This is a genomic window from Paraburkholderia sp. SECH4 (assembly GCF_030511745.1).
Classification (GTDB): Bacteria; Pseudomonadota; Gammaproteobacteria; order Burkholderiales; family Burkholderiaceae; genus Paraburkholderia; species Paraburkholderia madseniana.
This window is the reverse complement of sequence record NZ_JALOCP010000007.1, coordinates 151233-167673: the sequence shown is the minus strand read 5'-3', so window position 1 is coordinate 167673 and position 16441 is coordinate 151233. Positions and strand designations below refer to the sequence as shown.

Annotated in this window: 15 protein-coding genes; 14 read left to right on the top strand and 1 reads right to left on the bottom strand. The window is 63.9% G+C overall.

What is annotated here, in order from left to right:
* Window positions 1-115: 115 nt before the first annotated feature.
* The gene (locus M0D67_RS12925) at window positions 116-1639 is read right to left on the bottom strand and encodes a collagen-like triple helix repeat-containing protein (protein ID WP_171926855.1); all 1524 of its coding nucleotides are present in this window, start codon (window positions 1637-1639) and stop codon (window positions 116-118) included.
* A gap of 657 nt (window positions 1640-2296) precedes the next feature.
* Between M0D67_RS12925 and M0D67_RS12920 the strand changes: the two genes are divergently transcribed.
* The 14 genes from M0D67_RS12920 (at window position 2297) to M0D67_RS12855 (ending at window position 16193) form a co-directional block, all read left to right on the top strand.
* Window positions 2297-2479 (top strand): Flp family type IVb pilin, encoded by a 183-nt coding sequence (locus tag M0D67_RS12920; RefSeq protein WP_154567920.1) that lies wholly within the window; start codon window positions 2297-2299, stop codon window positions 2477-2479.
* A gap of 141 nt (window positions 2480-2620) precedes the next feature.
* Window positions 2621-3121 carry a prepilin peptidase gene (locus M0D67_RS12915; protein ID WP_154567918.1) on the top strand — a complete coding sequence of 167 codons (501 nt, stop codon included), beginning with the start codon at window positions 2621-2623 and terminating at the stop codon, window positions 3119-3121.
* On the top strand, window positions 3118-3615 hold the full coding sequence (locus tag M0D67_RS12910) for a TadE/TadG family type IV pilus assembly protein (RefSeq protein ID WP_154567916.1): 498 nt from the start codon (window positions 3118-3120) through the stop codon (window positions 3613-3615). Before M0D67_RS12915 ends, M0D67_RS12910 begins: the two co-directional genes overlap by 4 nt.
* A 91-nt stretch (window positions 3616-3706) precedes the next feature.
* Complete coding sequence (cpaB, locus tag M0D67_RS12905) at window positions 3707-4651, top strand: Flp pilus assembly protein CpaB (RefSeq protein ID WP_171926854.1); 945 nt, start codon at window positions 3707-3709, stop codon at window positions 4649-4651.
* A gap of 41 nt (window positions 4652-4692) precedes the next feature.
* Complete coding sequence (locus M0D67_RS12900; RefSeq protein WP_171926853.1) at window positions 4693-6090, top strand: type II and III secretion system protein family protein; 1398 nt, start codon at window positions 4693-4695, stop codon at window positions 6088-6090.
* Window positions 6091-6222: 132 nt separating this feature from the next.
* Window positions 6223-7464, top strand: a complete 1242-nt coding sequence (locus M0D67_RS12895) for a fimbrial protein (RefSeq protein WP_154567852.1) — start codon at window positions 6223-6225, stop codon at window positions 7462-7464.
* Window positions 7465-7467: 3 nt separating this feature from the next.
* On the top strand, window positions 7468-8850 hold the full coding sequence (locus M0D67_RS12890; protein ID WP_171926852.1) for a CpaF family protein: 1383 nt from the start codon (window positions 7468-7470) through the stop codon (window positions 8848-8850).
* The gene (locus tag M0D67_RS12885) at window positions 8843-9877 is read left to right on the top strand and encodes a type II secretion system F family protein (protein WP_266238901.1); all 1035 of its coding nucleotides are present in this window, start codon (window positions 8843-8845) and stop codon (window positions 9875-9877) included. Before M0D67_RS12890 ends, M0D67_RS12885 begins: the two co-directional genes overlap by 8 nt.
* 2 nt (window positions 9878-9879) lie before the next feature.
* Complete coding sequence (locus tag M0D67_RS12880) at window positions 9880-10893, top strand: type II secretion system F family protein (protein ID WP_154564907.1); 1014 nt, start codon at window positions 9880-9882, stop codon at window positions 10891-10893.
* Window positions 10894-10903: 10 nt separating this feature from the next.
* Entirely contained in the window at window positions 10904-11785 is an 882-nt protein-coding gene (locus M0D67_RS12875) for a tetratricopeptide repeat protein (protein ID WP_233465013.1), read from the top strand.
* A gap of 37 nt (window positions 11786-11822) precedes the next feature.
* Window positions 11823-12218, top strand: coding sequence for a DUF3613 domain-containing protein (locus M0D67_RS12870; protein ID WP_154564905.1), 396 nt, complete (start codon window positions 11823-11825; stop codon window positions 12216-12218).
* A gap of 1 nt (window position 12219) precedes the next feature.
* Window positions 12220-14034 (top strand): TadG family pilus assembly protein, encoded by a 1815-nt coding sequence (locus M0D67_RS12865; protein ID WP_171926397.1) that lies wholly within the window; start codon window positions 12220-12222, stop codon window positions 14032-14034.
* A 15-nt stretch (window positions 14035-14049) separates the two neighbouring features.
* A complete protein-coding gene (locus tag M0D67_RS12860; protein ID WP_093632485.1) occupies window positions 14050-15441 on the top strand; it encodes a sigma 54-interacting transcriptional regulator in 1392 nt (463 codons plus the stop codon).
* 47 nt (window positions 15442-15488) lie between these two features.
* On the top strand, window positions 15489-16193 hold the full coding sequence (locus M0D67_RS12855; protein ID WP_154564901.1) for a DUF2968 domain-containing protein: 705 nt from the start codon (window positions 15489-15491) through the stop codon (window positions 16191-16193).
* The last annotated feature ends 248 nt before the right edge of the window (window positions 16194-16441 follow it).

Here is a 16441-nt window from a genome sequence, read left to right as displayed (position 1 = left end):
GCAACGGGTGTCCGAGCGGCGCGGCTCAATTTCATTCAGGTTCCGGCGGAGCCGGGGGACGGCTGGCGGGCCGCACTCCGGGTGCCGGTCACTGCGCTTCTTTCGACGGCGCTGCTTACTTCTTCGTCAGGCCACCAAGCAGGCTACCGACGAGCGACGTCACCGGAGCGAGCGGGTTGCTGCCCGATCCTTTGCCGCTGGTGCTCGACAGCGACAGGCCGGGGCTCGAGGTGGTGGTCGTCGTCGCGGACGGCGTGGCGGCCGCCGTTGTCGTGACGCCGCCGAGCGCGCCGGTGACGCTCGCCAGCAAGCCGGTAACCGGGGCGAGCGGGCTGCTGCTGCCGCCGGTCGCGCTGCTCAGGCCGTTGGTCACGCTCGAGAGCAGACCCGTGACAGGCGCCAACGGGCTGCTGCCACTCGATGCACCGCCCAGCCCCCCTGTTACGCTGCTGAGCACGCCGGTGAGCGGAGCAAGCGGGCCGCTGCTGGTGCCGCCGGTCAAGCCGCCGAGCACGCTGGTGAGCGGAGCGAGCGGGCCGCTGCTAGTACCGCCGGTCAAGCCGCCGAGTACGCTGGTGAGCGGACCAAGCGGGCCGCTACTGGTGCCGCCCGTCAGGCCGCCGAGCGCGCTGGTGAGCGGAGCGAGCGGATTGCCGCCCGTGCTGCCGGTGAGCAGGCCGCCCACCGACGCGACCGTGGTGCCGGTGTCCGTCACCGTATGGCCAAGAGCCGCCGTGATCGGATTGCCGCCGGTTGCGCTGATCAGCGTGCCGGCTTGGCCGAGGCCGCCGCCGAGGGTCGCGAGCAGGCCGTTCAGCGGTGCGCCGAGGCCGGTCGTGTTGCCGACCGTCTGCGTGGTCGCCGCGACCATCGACGTAATCGGCGTGATCGCGGTGCTGAGTGTTTGCGTGATTTGCTGGACCGGGCCCGTCGAGAGCGCGGTGGTGAGCGTGCTGCCGCCATTGGTGACCGCATTGCCAAGCGTATTGACGACGCCGCCGAGCGGCGTGGTGATGGCTGCCAGCGGCGCGAGCGGGCCGCTGCCGAGGCTCGTCACGAGGCTGCCTGCATCCGTCACAGCGCCGCCGACATGACCGACCACGCCACCGAGGCTCGAGACCGTCGTGCCGACCGCGTCACCGCCGGTGCCGAGCTGGCCGAGCCCTTGCGATACACCGGTGCCGAGCGTCGAGACCGCCGAGCCGACTTGCTGCACGATCCCGCCGGCGGCCTGGGTGGTTTGCGAACTCACGCCGGGCAAGGTTTGCCAACCGATCACGGTACCGATGCTCGAGACCGTCGAGCCGGTATCGTTGACCACGCCGCCGGTGTTGCCGACGACCGTGCCGAGCGCATTCGCGACCGGGGTTGTGCCGGTACCCGTTCCTGTTCCGGTGCCTGTGCCGGAGCCGCTTCCCGAGCCGTTGCCGCTGGTGTTCGTGCCGGAACCGCCTGAGCCCATCGAACCGCTTCCGCTGCCGGTGGTGGTGGAAAGTGCGTTGCCGGAGGAGCCGCTACCGCCGCCGGTGCCGGCACTCAGGGTTCCGGAGCCTCCGCAAGCGCCAAGAGAAAGCATCGCTGCCACGCTGGCCGCAATCAGGGTTGTTCGAAGTGTGGTGTTGGCCGTTTGAATGTTCATGTCGCCCTCGCATCGCATGTGTTATTGGGTGTTGCTGCGTGCCTCCCTCTGCATGAGCCGTGCCATTTCGACTGATTAATGCAGAAGATTTTTTTGCAAAAGGGCTTAAAGCCATACGTGATATGGCTTTGCGAAGAATTGGTGGAGTGTCTGCTAACTCAGATATATCGCGAGAATATGAATTCGCTAAACGTTTGCGAGGGCTTTGTAACGTAACGAGCCGCGCGCGCCGTTACGAAACACGGCGTAACGCAAGCGCAGCGGGAGGGTCCCGGACGCTTGAAACGTTCTGTTCAAACAAATAATTAGTGCAGCAAATCTAACTCATGGTTAGTCCTATGTGCTGCAACGCACGAACTGCCGTTAACCTGAGTACGGCGCTAAAACGCATACGGTGTCGCGCTAAGGGCAGCGGACAATTGCTTAAATATGATTGTTCGGATATAAAACCCGAAAGCATCAAGGATTGACGGGGGAGGTGCGTAATCGAACAGACAGCTCATAGACATCTGTTTTATTGAAGCCGGCTGCAAGGCGGTGCTTCCGCAGCGCAACACGCAGGACCAGGAATGAGAGACCAATGGTCCGCAGCGCTGAAGAATCCGTCATCTGAAGCAGCACGTAAACAAACGAAATAAATGAAGTCCGAGGGTAAAAATGAAAAAGTTCACACAACGCTTTCTGAGAGATAACAAGGGCGTGACGGCCATCGAGTATGGTCTTATCGCGGGGTTAGTTGTACTCGTCATCGCAACGGCGGTCACGAACGTTGGCACGAGCCTTTCGACCCTGTTGGGCGACGTCGCGACCAAGATCACCGCTGCAACGCCTGCGGCGTAAAGGGCAATCTGCAACGTCCCGCGAGGCAGCCGACGTTATTGCGGTAGGCCGCTTCGCAGGCGTTTCTTAAAGCTTCGTCATATTGGCTAATGCGAATTGCATTGCAATTCGCGTGGCGTTGCTTCGCCTGTCGAGTTCGAAATGAATGTCTCCGTCGGTATTTTGTTATTTATCGCTTGGGCTGCGGTGGTCGCTATCAGTGACTGCCGCAGTCGGCGTATTTCCAATCCGGTTGTCGTTGCCGGTCTGACGGCGGCATTCGCCTGCGCGTTTCTTCAATGCGGGCCTTTCGGCGTTTCGTTGACCCAAGCGGCTATTGGAGCGCTGGTCGGCCTCGCCGCGTTGTTGCCATTTTTCGCGCTCGGCGTCATGGGTGCTGCGGACGTCAAGGTATTTGCGGTACTCGGCGCGTGGTGCGGCATGCATGCGCTGCTCGGTCTCTGGATGGCCGCTAGTCTTGCCGCAGGCGTGCATGCGCTCTGGCTGCTGATTACGACGCGAACGCGGCTCGCTGGTTTGGTCCGTCATCATGGTGTCACTTTTGAACTGGCTGGAAAAACTTCCACGCCGTACGCGGCATGCCTCACTGTGGCCGCCAGTGCATGGCTCATGCTGCAAGGACTGGCCGGGGGCGTGCGATGAAACGGGTAACAACCCAGCCCGCGCACTCGCCGCTCAAGCATATTCATACACGCTGCGCGCGCGCGCAGCGCGGCTCCACGGCTATCGAGTTTGCTCTGGTGTTTCCACTGTTCTTCACGATCCTGTACTCGATCATCACCTTCAGTCTGATCTTCGTGGCACAGCAGAACTTGACGCTCGCGGCGGAAGAAGGCGCGCGCGCCGCGCTGAACTGGCAGAGCAATACCTCGCTGCAAAACGCGCTCGTCAATCGGGGCAACGCCGCCTGCGCTGCGGCGAATCTGATGGTCGCGACGCTGGTGCAATCCATGCAATGCACGTCGACTTCCGCGCCCTGCGGCCCGGGCAACACGATGCAGTGCGTGAACGTTTTGCTGACTTACAACTACCAGGCCAATCCGTTGGTGCCGACCTTGCCGCTGCTGAGTTACACGTTGCCCAATACATTGTCGAGCAGCGCTACGGTACAACTCAATCCGGAGAATATTCAGTGACGCATGCGCCGGCTCCCAGCCTTTATGTCCGTCGACGCGACTCCGAACGCTCGCGCGGCACGGCATCGTTTAACAGAAGCAGTGAGTCGTCATGCCGAATCTGACCAAAATTCTTGCCGGCGTACTGATCGCTGTCGCATTGCTACTGGGTCTGTTTGCATGGACGCTGTCGCGTCGTCCGGCGCCGGTGGCCGTGACGCCTGCGACGCAGGCAAGCTTCCCGGTGGTGGTGGCCACCCACACGTTGCCAGCAGGTAAGCCAATCGCTGTCGACCAACTGCGCGTGCAGTCGCTGCCGATCAATCCGAACGGCGCCTTCACCGATCCGGCGCAACTGGCCGGCCGCGTGCCGAACGCGGAAATCAGCGCGGACTCGCCGGTGCTCGAAGCCCAGTTATCGTCGGGACTTGCCGAGCGTATCGAGCCGGGCGAGCGCGCGTTGGCCGTGCGGGTCGACGAGGGCAATGCGGTCGGCAACCGGTTACGGCCGGGTAATTTCGTCGACGTGTTTTTCACGCTCAAGCGCGACGGCGCCATCGGCAACGGCGGCGAAATCGATCGTACTCAGGCGCGTCTCCTGATGTCGAAAGTGCGCGTGCTCGCGTTCGGCAACGCAACCACTAGCGGCGACAGCGCCGGCGACCCGAACGGCATGGTGCGCACCGCGGTGCTGGCGGTGCCGGTCGCCGATGTGGACCGCCTGACGCTCGCCGAAAGCTCTGGTCGTCTGATCTTCGCGCTGCGTAATCCAAAGGATGCCGAAGTAGTCGATCAAAATGCGTTGCCAGCCTATCCCGGCGTGTTGAAGACGGTTGCCACCGCCGGCGCGGCCGGGCCGCTGCAGGATTCGACCCGCGCCGCGGCCGGCGTGTCGCTCGATGCCTTGTCGGGAAGCACCAATTCGGCAGGCGCCGGTGCGCGGCCGCCGTTGCCGCATATGCCGCAGCTGCCTACGCGCGTCGCGGGTAACACAAACAGTACAAAGAGCGGTATCGAAGTGATACGGGGTGGGCGCGCCGAGACGGTCGCCTGGTAAGCAGTTTCAGGGAGCGGGCGGCCGGACGCGTCCAAAACTACATGACAGAACGGATTTTTGTTTTCGGGAAAGTGGCGTGGGTCGGGTTGGCCTTGCTCGCCGTATCGGCTGCGACTGACGCGGCGGGTCCGGCGCAGCAAGGGCATTCCGCACAAGCGCCCCAGGCGGCTCAAGCTGCGCCCTCGCAAACCATCGACCTGAAGGTTGGCGCGCAGCAACCGCTCGCGACCGGCCACACCCTGAAGCGTGTCGCGATAGGCGACCCCGCAGTGGCCGATGTGCTGATCATCAAGGGTGACAAGCGCGGCGGCGTACTGCTGGTCGGCAAGGCGGCGGGCACGACCAACCTGATGCTGTGGGCGAGCGATCGCGAGGCGCCACTGATCTATACGGTCAACGTCATCACGCCGGCAGCGGCTTCGCTGCTCGGGCCCGATACGCCGAGCGTCAAGGTGCTCGGCGGCACGGCGGTGGTCTCCGGCTCGTCGGCGACGATGGAGGCGCATCAGCGCGCTGTGGTCGCGGCGGAAGGCTCGCTCGGCAAGGATGGCGCGGTGTTCGACACGTCGACGGTGGCGAGCCGCGCGATAGTGCAGGTTGATGTGCGGGTGGTTGAGTTCAGCCGCTCGGTGCTCAAGGAAGTGGGCTTCAACTTCTTCAAGCAGAACAACGGCTTTTCGTTTGGCTCGTTTGCGCCATCGGCGCTAACTTCGGTTTCCGCGACCGCGGGGCAGCAGCCGCAAACGACGGCTACGACGCCGATTTCGTCAGCGTTCAACCTGATTTTCAACTCCGCCACGCACGGGCTGTTCGCGAACCTGAGCCTGCTGGAGAGCAACAACCTCGCGCGCGTGCTGGCGGAGCCGACACTCGTGGCCTTGTCCGGACAGAGTGCCAGTTTCCTCGCCGGCGGTGAAGTGCCGATTCCCGTGCCGCAGGCGCTCGGTTCGACCTCGATCGAATTCAAGCCGTACGGCGTCGGACTCACGCTGACGCCGACCGTGTTGAGCCCGCAACGCATCGCGTTGAAGGTGGCGCCCGAGGCGAGCCAACTGGATTTCGCCAACGCCGTGACGATCAGCGGCGTGTCGGTGCCCGCGTTCACCACGCGCCGTGCCGACACCACAGTCGAACTCGGCGACGGCGAGAGCTTCGTGATCGGCGGCCTGATCGACCGCGAGACCGCATCGAATGTCTCGAAGGTGCCTTTGCTCGGCGATCTGCCGATCATCGGCACCTTCTTCAAGCAGTTAAATTACCAGCAGAACGAGAAGGAGCTGGTGATCATCGTGACGCCGCATCTGGTGTCACCGCTCGCGAAGGGCGCGGCCTTGCCGTCGACGCCGGGCGAGCAGTCCGAGCAACGTAACGGGCCGGTGTGGCGCTCGCTGATTGGTGGTGTGGCGGCGCGCGACGCAGCGCCGGGATTTTCGAAGTGAAGCCGGCGGTCGCCCAGGCGGCGCGCCGGATCGGTGGAGCAGTGAGCCAGCATGCACGCGAACCGCGCGAGCCCGCTGGCAAGCAGTACGACGCGGGGGCTTCGCAGCCCATGCCGCATAAGGATGTCCAACATGAACGCGAGAACGCATTCATTGACTGAACGGGCGGTCACCGATTATTTCGTGTTTGCGTCGCTGGCCGACGAACACGTGCATTGGCTCGCCGATACGCTGGTGGGCGCAGGTGTGGTCGAAGTGGCCACACTCGATCCCTCGATGCTGATGCAACGCATTGCGGCGCTGAATCCGTCGCTGGTGTTCGTCGACTTTTCCGGCGGCCGTGCCGCGGCGGCGAGTGCCGCGGCGAGCGCGGTGCGCGCGGCCTATCCCGGCATGCAGATTGTCGCGCTCGGTTCGCTCGCCGAGCCCGAAAGCGCCTTGGCCGCGCTGCGTGCCGGCGTGCGCGATTTCATCGACCTGTCCGCGCCCGCCGAAGACGCGTTACGCATCACGCGCCAGGTTCTGGACAATCTCGTCGAACCGGTTAGCCGCCATGGCAACGTCACTGCGCTGCTGGGTGCGCGCATCGGCATGGGCGTGAGCACGCTGGCCGCGAATCTATCGGTGATGTTGCAACGGCGCGACGTCGCGCAAGGACGGCAAACCGCCTTGCTCGATCTCGGCCTGCCGGCCGGCGACGGCTCGCTGCTCCTGAATACGCGCAGCGAATTCAATTTCGTCGAAGCCGTGCGCAACCTGCGCCGCTTCGATCAGACCTTCGTGCACACCGCACTGTCGCATCATTCGAGCGGTCTCGCGCTCACCACGCTGCCGCCGAATCTCGCTGACATGCGTGAGGTCTCGTACTCATCATCGATCGGTTTGCTGAATCGGCTGCGCGCGTTCTTCGATCAGCAGATCGTCGATCTCGGCGGCTTCACCAATAGCGAGTTCATTGCTCATGTCGTGCAGGCTGCCGACGAAACGTGGCTGTTGTGCGATCAGGGCGTCGCCTCGATCGTTTCGGCGGTCAGCGTGCTCGACGCGTTGCGCGAAGAGGGCGTGGACACGGCGAATGTGCGGCTGATCGTCAACAAGTTCGATGCCGACCTCGGTCTCGCCGCCGCGCAGATCGCCCAGCGTCTGGATATTCCGTTGCTCGCCACCTTGCCGGAGCGGCGCATCTCGCTCGGCCAGGCGGTCAACCAGGGGCATCTGCTGGCCGATGTCGCGGCGCGCGATCCCTACGTGCGCGCACTCGAACCCTTGATCGAACGGCTCGGCGGCGCCGCGCGCGCGGCCGCGCAAGCCCGCAGCAAATCGGCGCTCGGCGCGCTCAAGCGCTTCATTCCAACCACTTACAAGCGGTCATAGACGATGGCAAAAGAAATCGAATTTGCCGACGACGCGCCTTCGTTTGCGCATAGCCAGCAGTTCCAGGACATCAAGAACGCTGCGCACGAACACCTGCTGACGCGTATCGAGGAACTCGGCTCCGAGTTCGGCCGCTGGTCGCGTAACGCGATCAACCAGTTCGTCGATCTGGAAATGGACAGCTTCGTACGGCTGCGCCGGATTCCGATCAACGAGAGCGAAGTGCGGTTGATCGCCGAGGCGCTGACCAAGGAACTGGCGGGCTTCGGCCCGATCGAGGATCTGCTCGCCGATCCGGCCGTCGAAGATATTCTGATCAACGGCTACAACGACGTCTACGTGTCGCGTCACGGCATCCTGACCAAGATTCAGGTGCGCTTTGCCGACAACGCGCATCTGCTGCGGATCGTGCGGCGCATTCTTGCGCCGATCGGGCGGCGTCTGGACGAATCGAATCCGATGGTCGACGCGCGCCTGCCGAACGGTGGGCGTGTGAATGTGGTGATCGAACCGCTGTCGATCGACGGGCCGATCGTCTCGATCCGTAAATTCCGCAAAGATCCGATGCGTCCCGAGGATCTGCTCGCCAACGGCACCTACAATCCGGAAATCGGCGCGTTGCTCGAAGCGGCGGTCGCCGCGCGCTGCAACGTGCTGGTGTCGGGCGGCACGAGTTCGGGCAAGACCTCGCTGCTCAATGCGCTGGCGTTCCACATCCCCGAGCCGGAGCGGGTCGTGACGATCGAAGACACGGCCGAGCTGTCGCTGAACCACCCGCACGTGGTGCGGCTCGAAAGCCGTCCGGGCGGTTTCGACGGCGCGGGCGTCGTGACGATTCGCGACCTGCTGCGCAATACCTTGCGGATGCGGCCGGACCGCATCATCGTCGGCGAAGTGCGCGGCGGTGAGGTGCTCGAAATGCTGCAGGCGATGAACACCGGCCACGACGGTTCGATGGGCACCGTGCACGCCAGTTCGCCGCGCGAATGTCTGTACCGCCTCGAAATGCTGGCCGGGTTCGCGGGCTTCCAGGGCACGGAGTCGAGCTTGCGCCGGCAGATCGCCAATGCGATCGACTTCATCGTGCAGATCGGCCGCCTTTCGAATGGGCGCCGGCGAATTCTGTCGATCACCGAGGTCACGGGTCTGTCGGACAACATCATCGCGACGCAGGAGCTGTATCGCTACGAGCCGGTCGCGACCGCCGAGGGCGACGAACTCGATAACTGGGTGTCGCTCGGCATTCACCCGCACTCGCCGAAACTGGCGCGTTTCCGCCAGGCGTTGGGCGGTGGCGAGGCGCAGAACGGGTTTGGCAACGCGGGCTTCGGCGGTGGTGGCTTCGGAGGCGGCAGTGGCGGCTTCGGAGGAGGCTTCAATGTCTAGCGTGGTACTGGTCTTCGCGGCGCTCGCGCTGCTATGCGTGGCGCTCGCGTTGCTGCTATGGCAACGTGGCGCGCAACGCAAAGACCAGGCGAGCACCGAGCGTTATATCGATAGCCGCATGGCGGCGGCTATGCCGGGCGGCGCGGGGGCGGGCGGGTTGGCGAGTGGTGCGGGAGGCGGTCCGCGCGTCGCGCCCGCGCGCGCCGCCGCGGCGTCTGCGATTATCGCACCGCAAGCGCCGCCGGCCGATGCGGGCTGGCTCGCGCGAGGGCGCTACCTGCGCGCGCGCGTGCGTTTCATGGTCCAACACGCGACGGCTCGCGCGGGCATTGCCAGCGCCAAGGGTCCTGCCGCGATTGCCGGCGCAATCGTGCTGCTGCTGTGCGCCTGGGCCGCGTTGGTAGGCGGCGTCCTCGCCGCCGGTGCGACGCTGATTGCGTGCGCGATGTTCATCTATTTTCTGCTGGCGATGCGCGCGAACAAGCGTCGTCAACAGATCGTGCGTCAATTGCCGCTGTTCCTTGACGGTATCGTGCGTCTGATTACGCTCGGCAACAGCGTGCCCGCGGCGTTTCAGGCAGCGTTGCAAACCACCGAGGTGCCGCTGCGCGAATGTCTGGACTATGTCTCGCGGATGCTGCGCACCGGTGTCGAAATCGATCGCGCGCTGTCTCAGGTCGCGCTGATCTATGGTGTGCGCGAGCTCGAACTGGTTGGCGCCGTGCTGCGTCTGTCGGTCAAGTACGGCGGCCGTGCCGACGTGATGCTCGACCGCATGTCCTCGTTCATGCGCGATCTCGAACAGGCCGAGCGCGAACTCGTGGCGATGTCGGCGGAGACGCGACTTTCTTCATGGGTTCTGGCGATGCTGCCGATCGGCATTGGCGGTTTTCTGATCCTCTCCAATCCTAAATATTTCGCTTCAATGTGGTTCGATCCGACCGGGCGGCAACTCGTCTACCTGGCGTTCGGCCTGCAGGTCGCCGGCGTCTATCTGCTGTATCGCCTCACGAATCTGAGGACATGACGATGCAAGTCCATCAACTCGTCGCTCTCGCACTGGCACTGGCCGCGCTCGCGCTGCTGTTGATTGCCGGGCTGGTGTTGGCGCGCGTGGCCGCCGTGTGGCGCAGCGAACGCACGCTCAGACACGCGCTCGACGAACGCGCATTGCAGACCGCGGCGCTCGCGGCCGCTGCGGCCGCACGTGGCGCGGACGGCGCTCAGGGCGCCTCGAACGCGGCTTTGCGAAACGTGCGGCCCAAGGGTTTCAAAGGACTGCTCGAGCGCTTTGCGCACACCGGGATTCGTTGGCTCGACACGCCGTTCGGTCGCCAGGTCGTGGCGGAAGAAGACCGCCGCCTGCTTGAGCAGTGCGGCTTCGTGGATACGCGCACGCGCGGCCTGTTTCTGGTGGCGCGGCTGGCGGGCGCGCTGGTGCTGCCGGTGCTGGTCGGTACCTTGGCCCGCGGCTCTCTGGACGGTCCGCGCTACGTCGTGCTGGTGGTTATCTCGATCGTGGTGGGCTTCATGGTGCCGAAGATCGTCCTGAGGCGGCGAGCTAGCAAGCGCCGGCTCGGGGTGGTCGACGAATTGCCGCTGCTGGTCGATCTGCTGCGCCTGCTGCAGGGCGTGGGCTTGTCGCTCGATCAGAGCTTGCAAGTGATGGTCAACGATTTCCGCACGATGCTGCCCGTGCTCTCGAGCGAGCTGGAAATCGCGCAGCGCCAGTTTGCGACGGGCCGCACCCGCGAGCAGTCGCTGAACCGGTTGGCTTCGAGTTACGACAACGAAGATTTGCGCGCAGTCGTGCGCCTGCTGGTACAGGTCGACCGGCACGGCGGCGCTGTTCAGGAACCGCTCAAGCAGTTCGGCGACCGCCTGCGCGAATCGCGCCGGGCGATGTTGCGCGAACGCATTGGCCGTCTCGCCGTGAAGATGACCGGCGTGATGATCATCACATTATTGCCCGCGCTGATGATCGTCACAGCCGGCCCGGGCGTGCTGGCTGTCCAGCATTCGTTGCGCACGATGCATCGGTAAGGATTTAGCAATGGCTCACTGTCTATCGTTCGAATTTTTGACGCGCCCGGCTGATAGCGTGCGCCGTGCCACACGCTGCAGCGTGGCGCTGGCCGCGTTGTGCCTGCTCGGCGCGTGCGCGTCCAAAGACGTCGTGGGTTACGGCGTCGGGCCGCAGGCCGAACGAGCGGCGATGGCTCAGCAAGCCAATCGCGATCCCGCGCCGGACACGCCAGGCATGTATCTCGGACTGATCGATCAGATGCAGTCGCAGGGGCTTTACTTCGCCTCGCTCGCGCATATCGACGCGTACGAGAAGCAGTACGGTGCGAGCCCCGACACGATTTTGCTGCGCGCCGACGCGTTGCGGATGACCGATCAGCCCGACGCCGCCGCGACCGCGTACGGCCAACTGCTGAAGACGCCGCTCGCTACGCGCGGCTATCGAGGGCTTGGTCTGATCGCCGGCGCGGCTGGCGACTTTGCGCGTGCGGCTCAGGAACTGCAGCAGGCCGCGCAACTCGCGCCGACCAATGCGGTGACCCTGTCGGATCTCGGCTACGCGAAGCTGCGCGATGGCGATGTGAACGGCGCGCGCGTACCGCTTATGAAGGCGGCCGAGCTCGATCAGAACAATCCGAAGATCGTCAGCAACATGGTGCTTTATCTGCTCGCCAACGGTGACCAGGCACAGGCGCTGGCGGTGATGAACCAGCAGAAGTTCACGCCGGACGTGCGTGCGGCGATTCGCAGCGATGCGGCGAAGGTGGCCGCGGCGGGGCGCGCGCAAACACGCGGGTCGCAGGCGCAACCACAACAACAGTTCGGGCAGGCGGGCGCAGGCACCGGCACGGTTGCGAGCGCGCAGGGTATCGAACCGGCGCCGCGTTTATTGCAGCGTTTCGCGCAATGAGCGCGCAGTGACCGATCAGGCAATCAGGGGAATCGAGATGAATGACAGAACAACGAAGCGGGGCTGCAAGGCATCGGTGCTGTGGGGGCTGTGCTTCGGTGTGGCGATGGGGGTAGCGGCTTCAGCGGTTGCGCAGACAAACGACGCTGCTCAGCCGGTAAAGGCCACCGAGCCTATGGTTCGAGCAAGCGAAGTGGGTCACTCGACCCGCGCATGGCTCGACCTGCAAAGCAGCAACACGGAAGCCGCGCCCGCGCTGCCGATGCTCGGCGCCGAAGCCGGGCTTGCCTACCGTCGTTACATGGAATCGTTCAAGAGCAAAATTCCCGACCTGTACGGGTCGGCGCTGAATTCCGGCAGCGGGGGTGGAGGCAGCGGCGGTGGCGCGATGGGCGCAACCGGCGGGACTGGCCCTGGGGGCGGTTCGTACTGACATGCGCAGCCCCTCGACCTTTACCGTGGCCGCTCGCTATCCGCGCTCGCTGCGCGCGCGGCTCGGCCGCGCGCCGATGTCTGGCGCGCGCCGCCAGCATGGCGCGATCGCGGTTCTGGCGGTGATCTGGCTGGTCATCGCGATCGCGGCGCTCGGCGCGATCGATATCGGCAATCTGTTTTTCGTGCGCAGGCAGTTGCAGCGCACGGCGGATCTGGCGGCGATGGCTGCGGTCCAGGTCATCAGCACGTCGGGCGCCTGCACGACGGCGACCACGGCCGCGCAGCAGAATGCGTCGTCCAACGGTTTCACCGCCGACGGCACCAAGACCATCCTCAACACGACCTGCGGGCGCTGGGACACGAGTTCCAATACCTACTTCGGCACCACCGGCAACCCGCTCAATGCGGTGCAGGTGCAGACGAGCCAGGTGGTACCTTATTTCTTCCTCGGACCGACGCGCACCGTGACGGCGACGTCCACCGCGTTCGCGTCGAACATCGATGCGTTCTCGCTCAGTACCGGCATCGCGACGATCAACACGCAGCAATCGGCGCTGTTGAACGCGATCCTTGGTGGGTTACTGAATACCAGCGTGTCGCTCAGCGTGGGCGACACGCAGAGTCTGGCGACCGCGCATATCAAGCTGGAAGATCTGATGGTGGCGCTGGGCGCATCGACGATGCAGGGCCTGCTCACCACCACGGTGAGTTACCAGACCCTGATGGTCGCAATGGTCAAGGCGTTACAGGCGGGTGGCGATACCGTTAACGCCGCGATTTTGCAGACGCTGGCCGTCGCGATTCCTGGCGGTCAGAACATCACCGTGGGTGACGGCGGTACATCTGCGCCTGGGTTGCTCTCGCTTGGGCTCGCCAATCCGAATGCCGCAACGACTGCGACCATCAACGCATTCGATGCGGTGCTGGTCGCCGCGCAGATCGCGCAGCGTCCGGACCCAACGACCGGCGTTGCGCCGGTGATCAATGTGACGACAGGCTTGGCCGGTGTGGCGGGTATTTCGTTGCAGGTCATCAATCCGCCAGTGCTGGCCGTGGGTGAGGGCGGTACGGTAGGCACCGGCGCGAATGCTGTGTTCCGCACGCAGGCGCGCACGGCGGTGGTCAATGCGACCATCAGTCTGGTACCGGCGCTGTTGCCGACATTAACGGTGGGTTTGCCACCACTGGTATCAGCTTCGATCTCAGCGCTGAGTACGCCGCTCGTGGTGACGTTGGCCGTCGCGCCTGGCAAGGCGACGTTGAGTCCGGTCGACTGCGAAAGCACCAAGGCGGCCACTACCGCGACGATTCAGGTTACTCCAGGCATTCTTACAGCCTGTATTGCTGGAGATGCATCGTGCAGTGCACCGGTCAATGTGGCGACGGTCACGGCGACGCTCTTCGGTTTCACCGCGCACGTCGCAAATGTCGTATTGAACAATGTGCCCTTGAAGCTTGCTCCCGGTACGACTACGCCGCTGGTATTCAATGGGTCGTCCGGTAACTTTGACTACAGCCAGAGCGCGAACTCCAACGCGCTCGGCAGCGATGCTTCGGTATTGACCACGCAATTGCTCGGGAATCTGGGCAACATACTGAAGGTGTCGCTTTTAAACAATCTTATCGATATCTCTTCGCTCCTCACGGGGATTACTACAGCCGTGACGAACGCCCTGACACCTCTGCTGCAACCCGTCTTCGGCCTGCTCGACACCGTCATTGTCCCAACGCTTTCGCTGCTGGGCATGCAGGTCGGCACCGCCACGGTCCACAATATGTCGCTGACATGCGGCGTTTCGCAACTGGTCAACTAGCGTAACCAAGACAAGATGAGAACCAACCCCAAAATCGAGGAACTCGATATCTACGTCTGGGAAGGCAAGGCCGACATCGTCGACCGGGTCGCGCGCTGCATGGCGAGCTTCGACGTCGAAGTGATCCGCGCGGACGATATCGCGATCTCGCCTGAACGGACAGCGCTGCGGCCGTCGCTCGCGATCATCAGCGTGTCGGTGATCGACAGCGGCGCGCTGCTCATGCGCGACTGGCAGGCCGCGCACGGCATTCCCGTCGTGTGGGTCGGCGCCGCGCCGCGCGACCATGATCCGGCAACTTACCCGTCCGACTATTCGCACATCCTGCCGCTCGACTTCACCTGCGCCGAATTGCGCGGCATGGTCATGAAGCTGGTGCTGCAATTGCGCGCGCACAGCGCCAAGACGCACGAGTCGGATGCGATGATCGCCAACTCGGAGTGCATGCAGGCGCTGCTGCACGAAGTCGACACGTTTGCCGACTGCGACACGAGCGTGCTGGTGCACGGCGAAACCGGCGTCGGCAAGGAGCGCATCGCGCAACTGCTGCACGAAAAACATACCCGCTACGGCCAGGGGCCGTTCGTCGCGGTGAACTGCGGCGCGATTCCGGATGGTCTGTTCGAATCGCTGTTCTTCGGCCACTCGAAAGGCTCGTTCACGGGCGCGGTGGTCGCGCACAAGGGCTACTTCGAGCAGTCCGACGGCGGCACGCTGTTCCTCGACGAAATCGGCGATCTGCCGCTCTACCAGCAGGTCAAGCTGCTGCGCGTGCTCGAAGACAGCGCGGTTACGCGAATCGGTTCGGCCACGCCGGTGAAGCTCGATTTCCGGCTGGTGGCGGCGACCAACAAGCATCTGCCGCAACTGGTCAAGGACGGCACCTTCCGCGCCGATCTTTACTATCGGCTTGCAGTGATCGAGTTGAAGATTCCGTCCCTCGAAGAGCGGGGCGCGGTCGACAAGATTGCGATCTTCAAGGCGTTCATTGCGCAGATCGTCGGCAGCGAGCGTCTCTCCGCCTTGCCGGACCTGCCATACTGGCTCGCCGACGCGGTGGCCGACACCTACTTCCCTGGCAATGTGCGTGAACTGCGCAACCTGGCCGAGCGGATTGGCGTGACGGTACGTCAGATCGGCGCGTGGGACGCGGCGCGCCTGCAACGGCTGCTCGCGCTGGCGCGCACCAGCCAGCCGGTGCCGGCCGAGAGCGCCGCCGAGGTGCTGGTGGACCGCAGCAAATGGGACATGGCCGAGCGCAACCGCGTGCTGGCCGCGCTCGACGCAAACGGTTGGCGCCGGCAGGACACGGCCCTATATCTGGGGATCAGCCGCAAGGTTTTGTGGGAAAAGATGCGCAAATACCAAATTTTTGACGAAGAGCCCGAAACACGCGAAAGTGAGTAATAATGAGACGGTTGTACTAAAACAAAAACTGTTCAAGCAGGATTTACATGGACCGAAAGTCGAAACTACGGCAGATTGCCCTGGCTGCAATCATCGCTATGGGGGCCGTGCAGAGCGTGAATGCGCAGGCTCTGCCGGATAGCGGATCGAGCGCTGGCGTCGTTTCCCAGCCGGGCACGACGATGGCGTTGCCGTCCACTCAGGCGCAGACGAGCGCCTTGACGCCGGACGAAGCCAAGCAGTCTGCAGCGGGCAATGTAGCGGAATTGCAGCAGATGATCCGGGGTTCGGATCTGAGCGAATTGCGCACGACATACAACGGCAGCTATGGAGCGAGCTTGCTGTTTTATGGCAAGGAGATGACGTACTACGTGGCGTTGTTCCAGCAGAAGAACTTCTGGCGCGTCATCAAGACGCAGGACGCCACGCGTGCCGACATGATCTACAAGGATTTTGTGCGTCAGACGCTGCAACTGTCGGACGTCGAGATTCGCCGCACGCAGCTTGAAGCGCAGAAGGCGTTCACGGAGCGGATGATCGCGTTGTCGCAGGACCGCGCCAACCGCTTGCAGGCCGACCTCGACGTTGCGCATCAGCAGCAGACGATTGTTGCGAACCAGCAGCAGCAGACCCGCGCCGAAGCAACGGCGCTGGCACAGCAGAAGGCTGCCGCGCAAGACCAACTGCGCGCCGCACAACGCCAGGTCCGCGAACTGCAGCGCCAACTGGAAACCGGCCTGCCGTCGCATTGAACGCGATGGCCGGAATACCGGAAGATGGGCGGGCAAGGCGGCTTTGAAAGTGCCGCCCACCCCCATCAGACGTACGAGCCGGACACACAAGCCCAGCATACAAGCCGTTTAGTAACGCAAGTCACCCATCCCCGCAGTAGAAAGCTCTTTTCTGAAGCATCCCTGCCGCACGAACAGGCACTCGCACGCCCCCTGGTTTCCCATGCAGACCCGTCCGCGACGCACGTAGTGCGGAGTGGGAGCTGATG

Excerpts from the sequence above, each read along its gene's own strand:
- M0D67_RS12915 (WP_154567918.1), top strand. The coding sequence starts at position 2,621 with ATGAATGTCTCCGTCGGTATTTTGTTATTTATCGCTTGGGCTGCGGTG.
- M0D67_RS12890 (WP_171926852.1), top strand. The coding sequence starts at position 7,468 with ATGGCAAAAGAAATCGAATTTGCCGACGACGCGCCTTCGTTTGCGCAT.
- M0D67_RS12865 (WP_171926397.1), top strand. The coding sequence starts at position 12,220 with ATGCGCAGCCCCTCGACCTTTACCGTGGCCGCTCGCTATCCGCGCTCG.
- M0D67_RS12870 (WP_154564905.1), top strand. The coding sequence starts at position 11,823 with ATGAATGACAGAACAACGAAGCGGGGCTGCAAGGCATCGGTGCTGTGG.
- M0D67_RS12925 (WP_171926855.1), bottom strand. The coding sequence starts at position 1,639 with ATGAACATTCAAACGGCCAACACCACACTTCGAACAACCCTGATTGCG.
- M0D67_RS12910 (WP_154567916.1), top strand. The coding sequence starts at position 3,118 with ATGAAACGGGTAACAACCCAGCCCGCGCACTCGCCGCTCAAGCATATT.
- M0D67_RS12880 (WP_154564907.1), top strand. The coding sequence starts at position 9,880 with ATGCAAGTCCATCAACTCGTCGCTCTCGCACTGGCACTGGCCGCGCTC.
- M0D67_RS12860 (WP_093632485.1), top strand. The coding sequence starts at position 14,050 with ATGAGAACCAACCCCAAAATCGAGGAACTCGATATCTACGTCTGGGAA.
- M0D67_RS12900 (WP_171926853.1), top strand. The coding sequence starts at position 4,693 with ATGACAGAACGGATTTTTGTTTTCGGGAAAGTGGCGTGGGTCGGGTTG.
- cpaB (WP_171926854.1), top strand. The coding sequence starts at position 3,707 with ATGCCGAATCTGACCAAAATTCTTGCCGGCGTACTGATCGCTGTCGCA.
- M0D67_RS12855 (WP_154564901.1), top strand. The coding sequence starts at position 15,489 with ATGGACCGAAAGTCGAAACTACGGCAGATTGCCCTGGCTGCAATCATC.
- M0D67_RS12885 (WP_266238901.1), top strand. The coding sequence starts at position 8,843 with ATGTCTAGCGTGGTACTGGTCTTCGCGGCGCTCGCGCTGCTATGCGTG.
- M0D67_RS12875 (WP_233465013.1), top strand. The coding sequence starts at position 10,904 with ATGGCTCACTGTCTATCGTTCGAATTTTTGACGCGCCCGGCTGATAGC.
- M0D67_RS12920 (WP_154567920.1), top strand. The coding sequence starts at position 2,297 with ATGAAAAAGTTCACACAACGCTTTCTGAGAGATAACAAGGGCGTGACG.
- M0D67_RS12895 (WP_154567852.1), top strand. The coding sequence starts at position 6,223 with ATGAACGCGAGAACGCATTCATTGACTGAACGGGCGGTCACCGATTAT.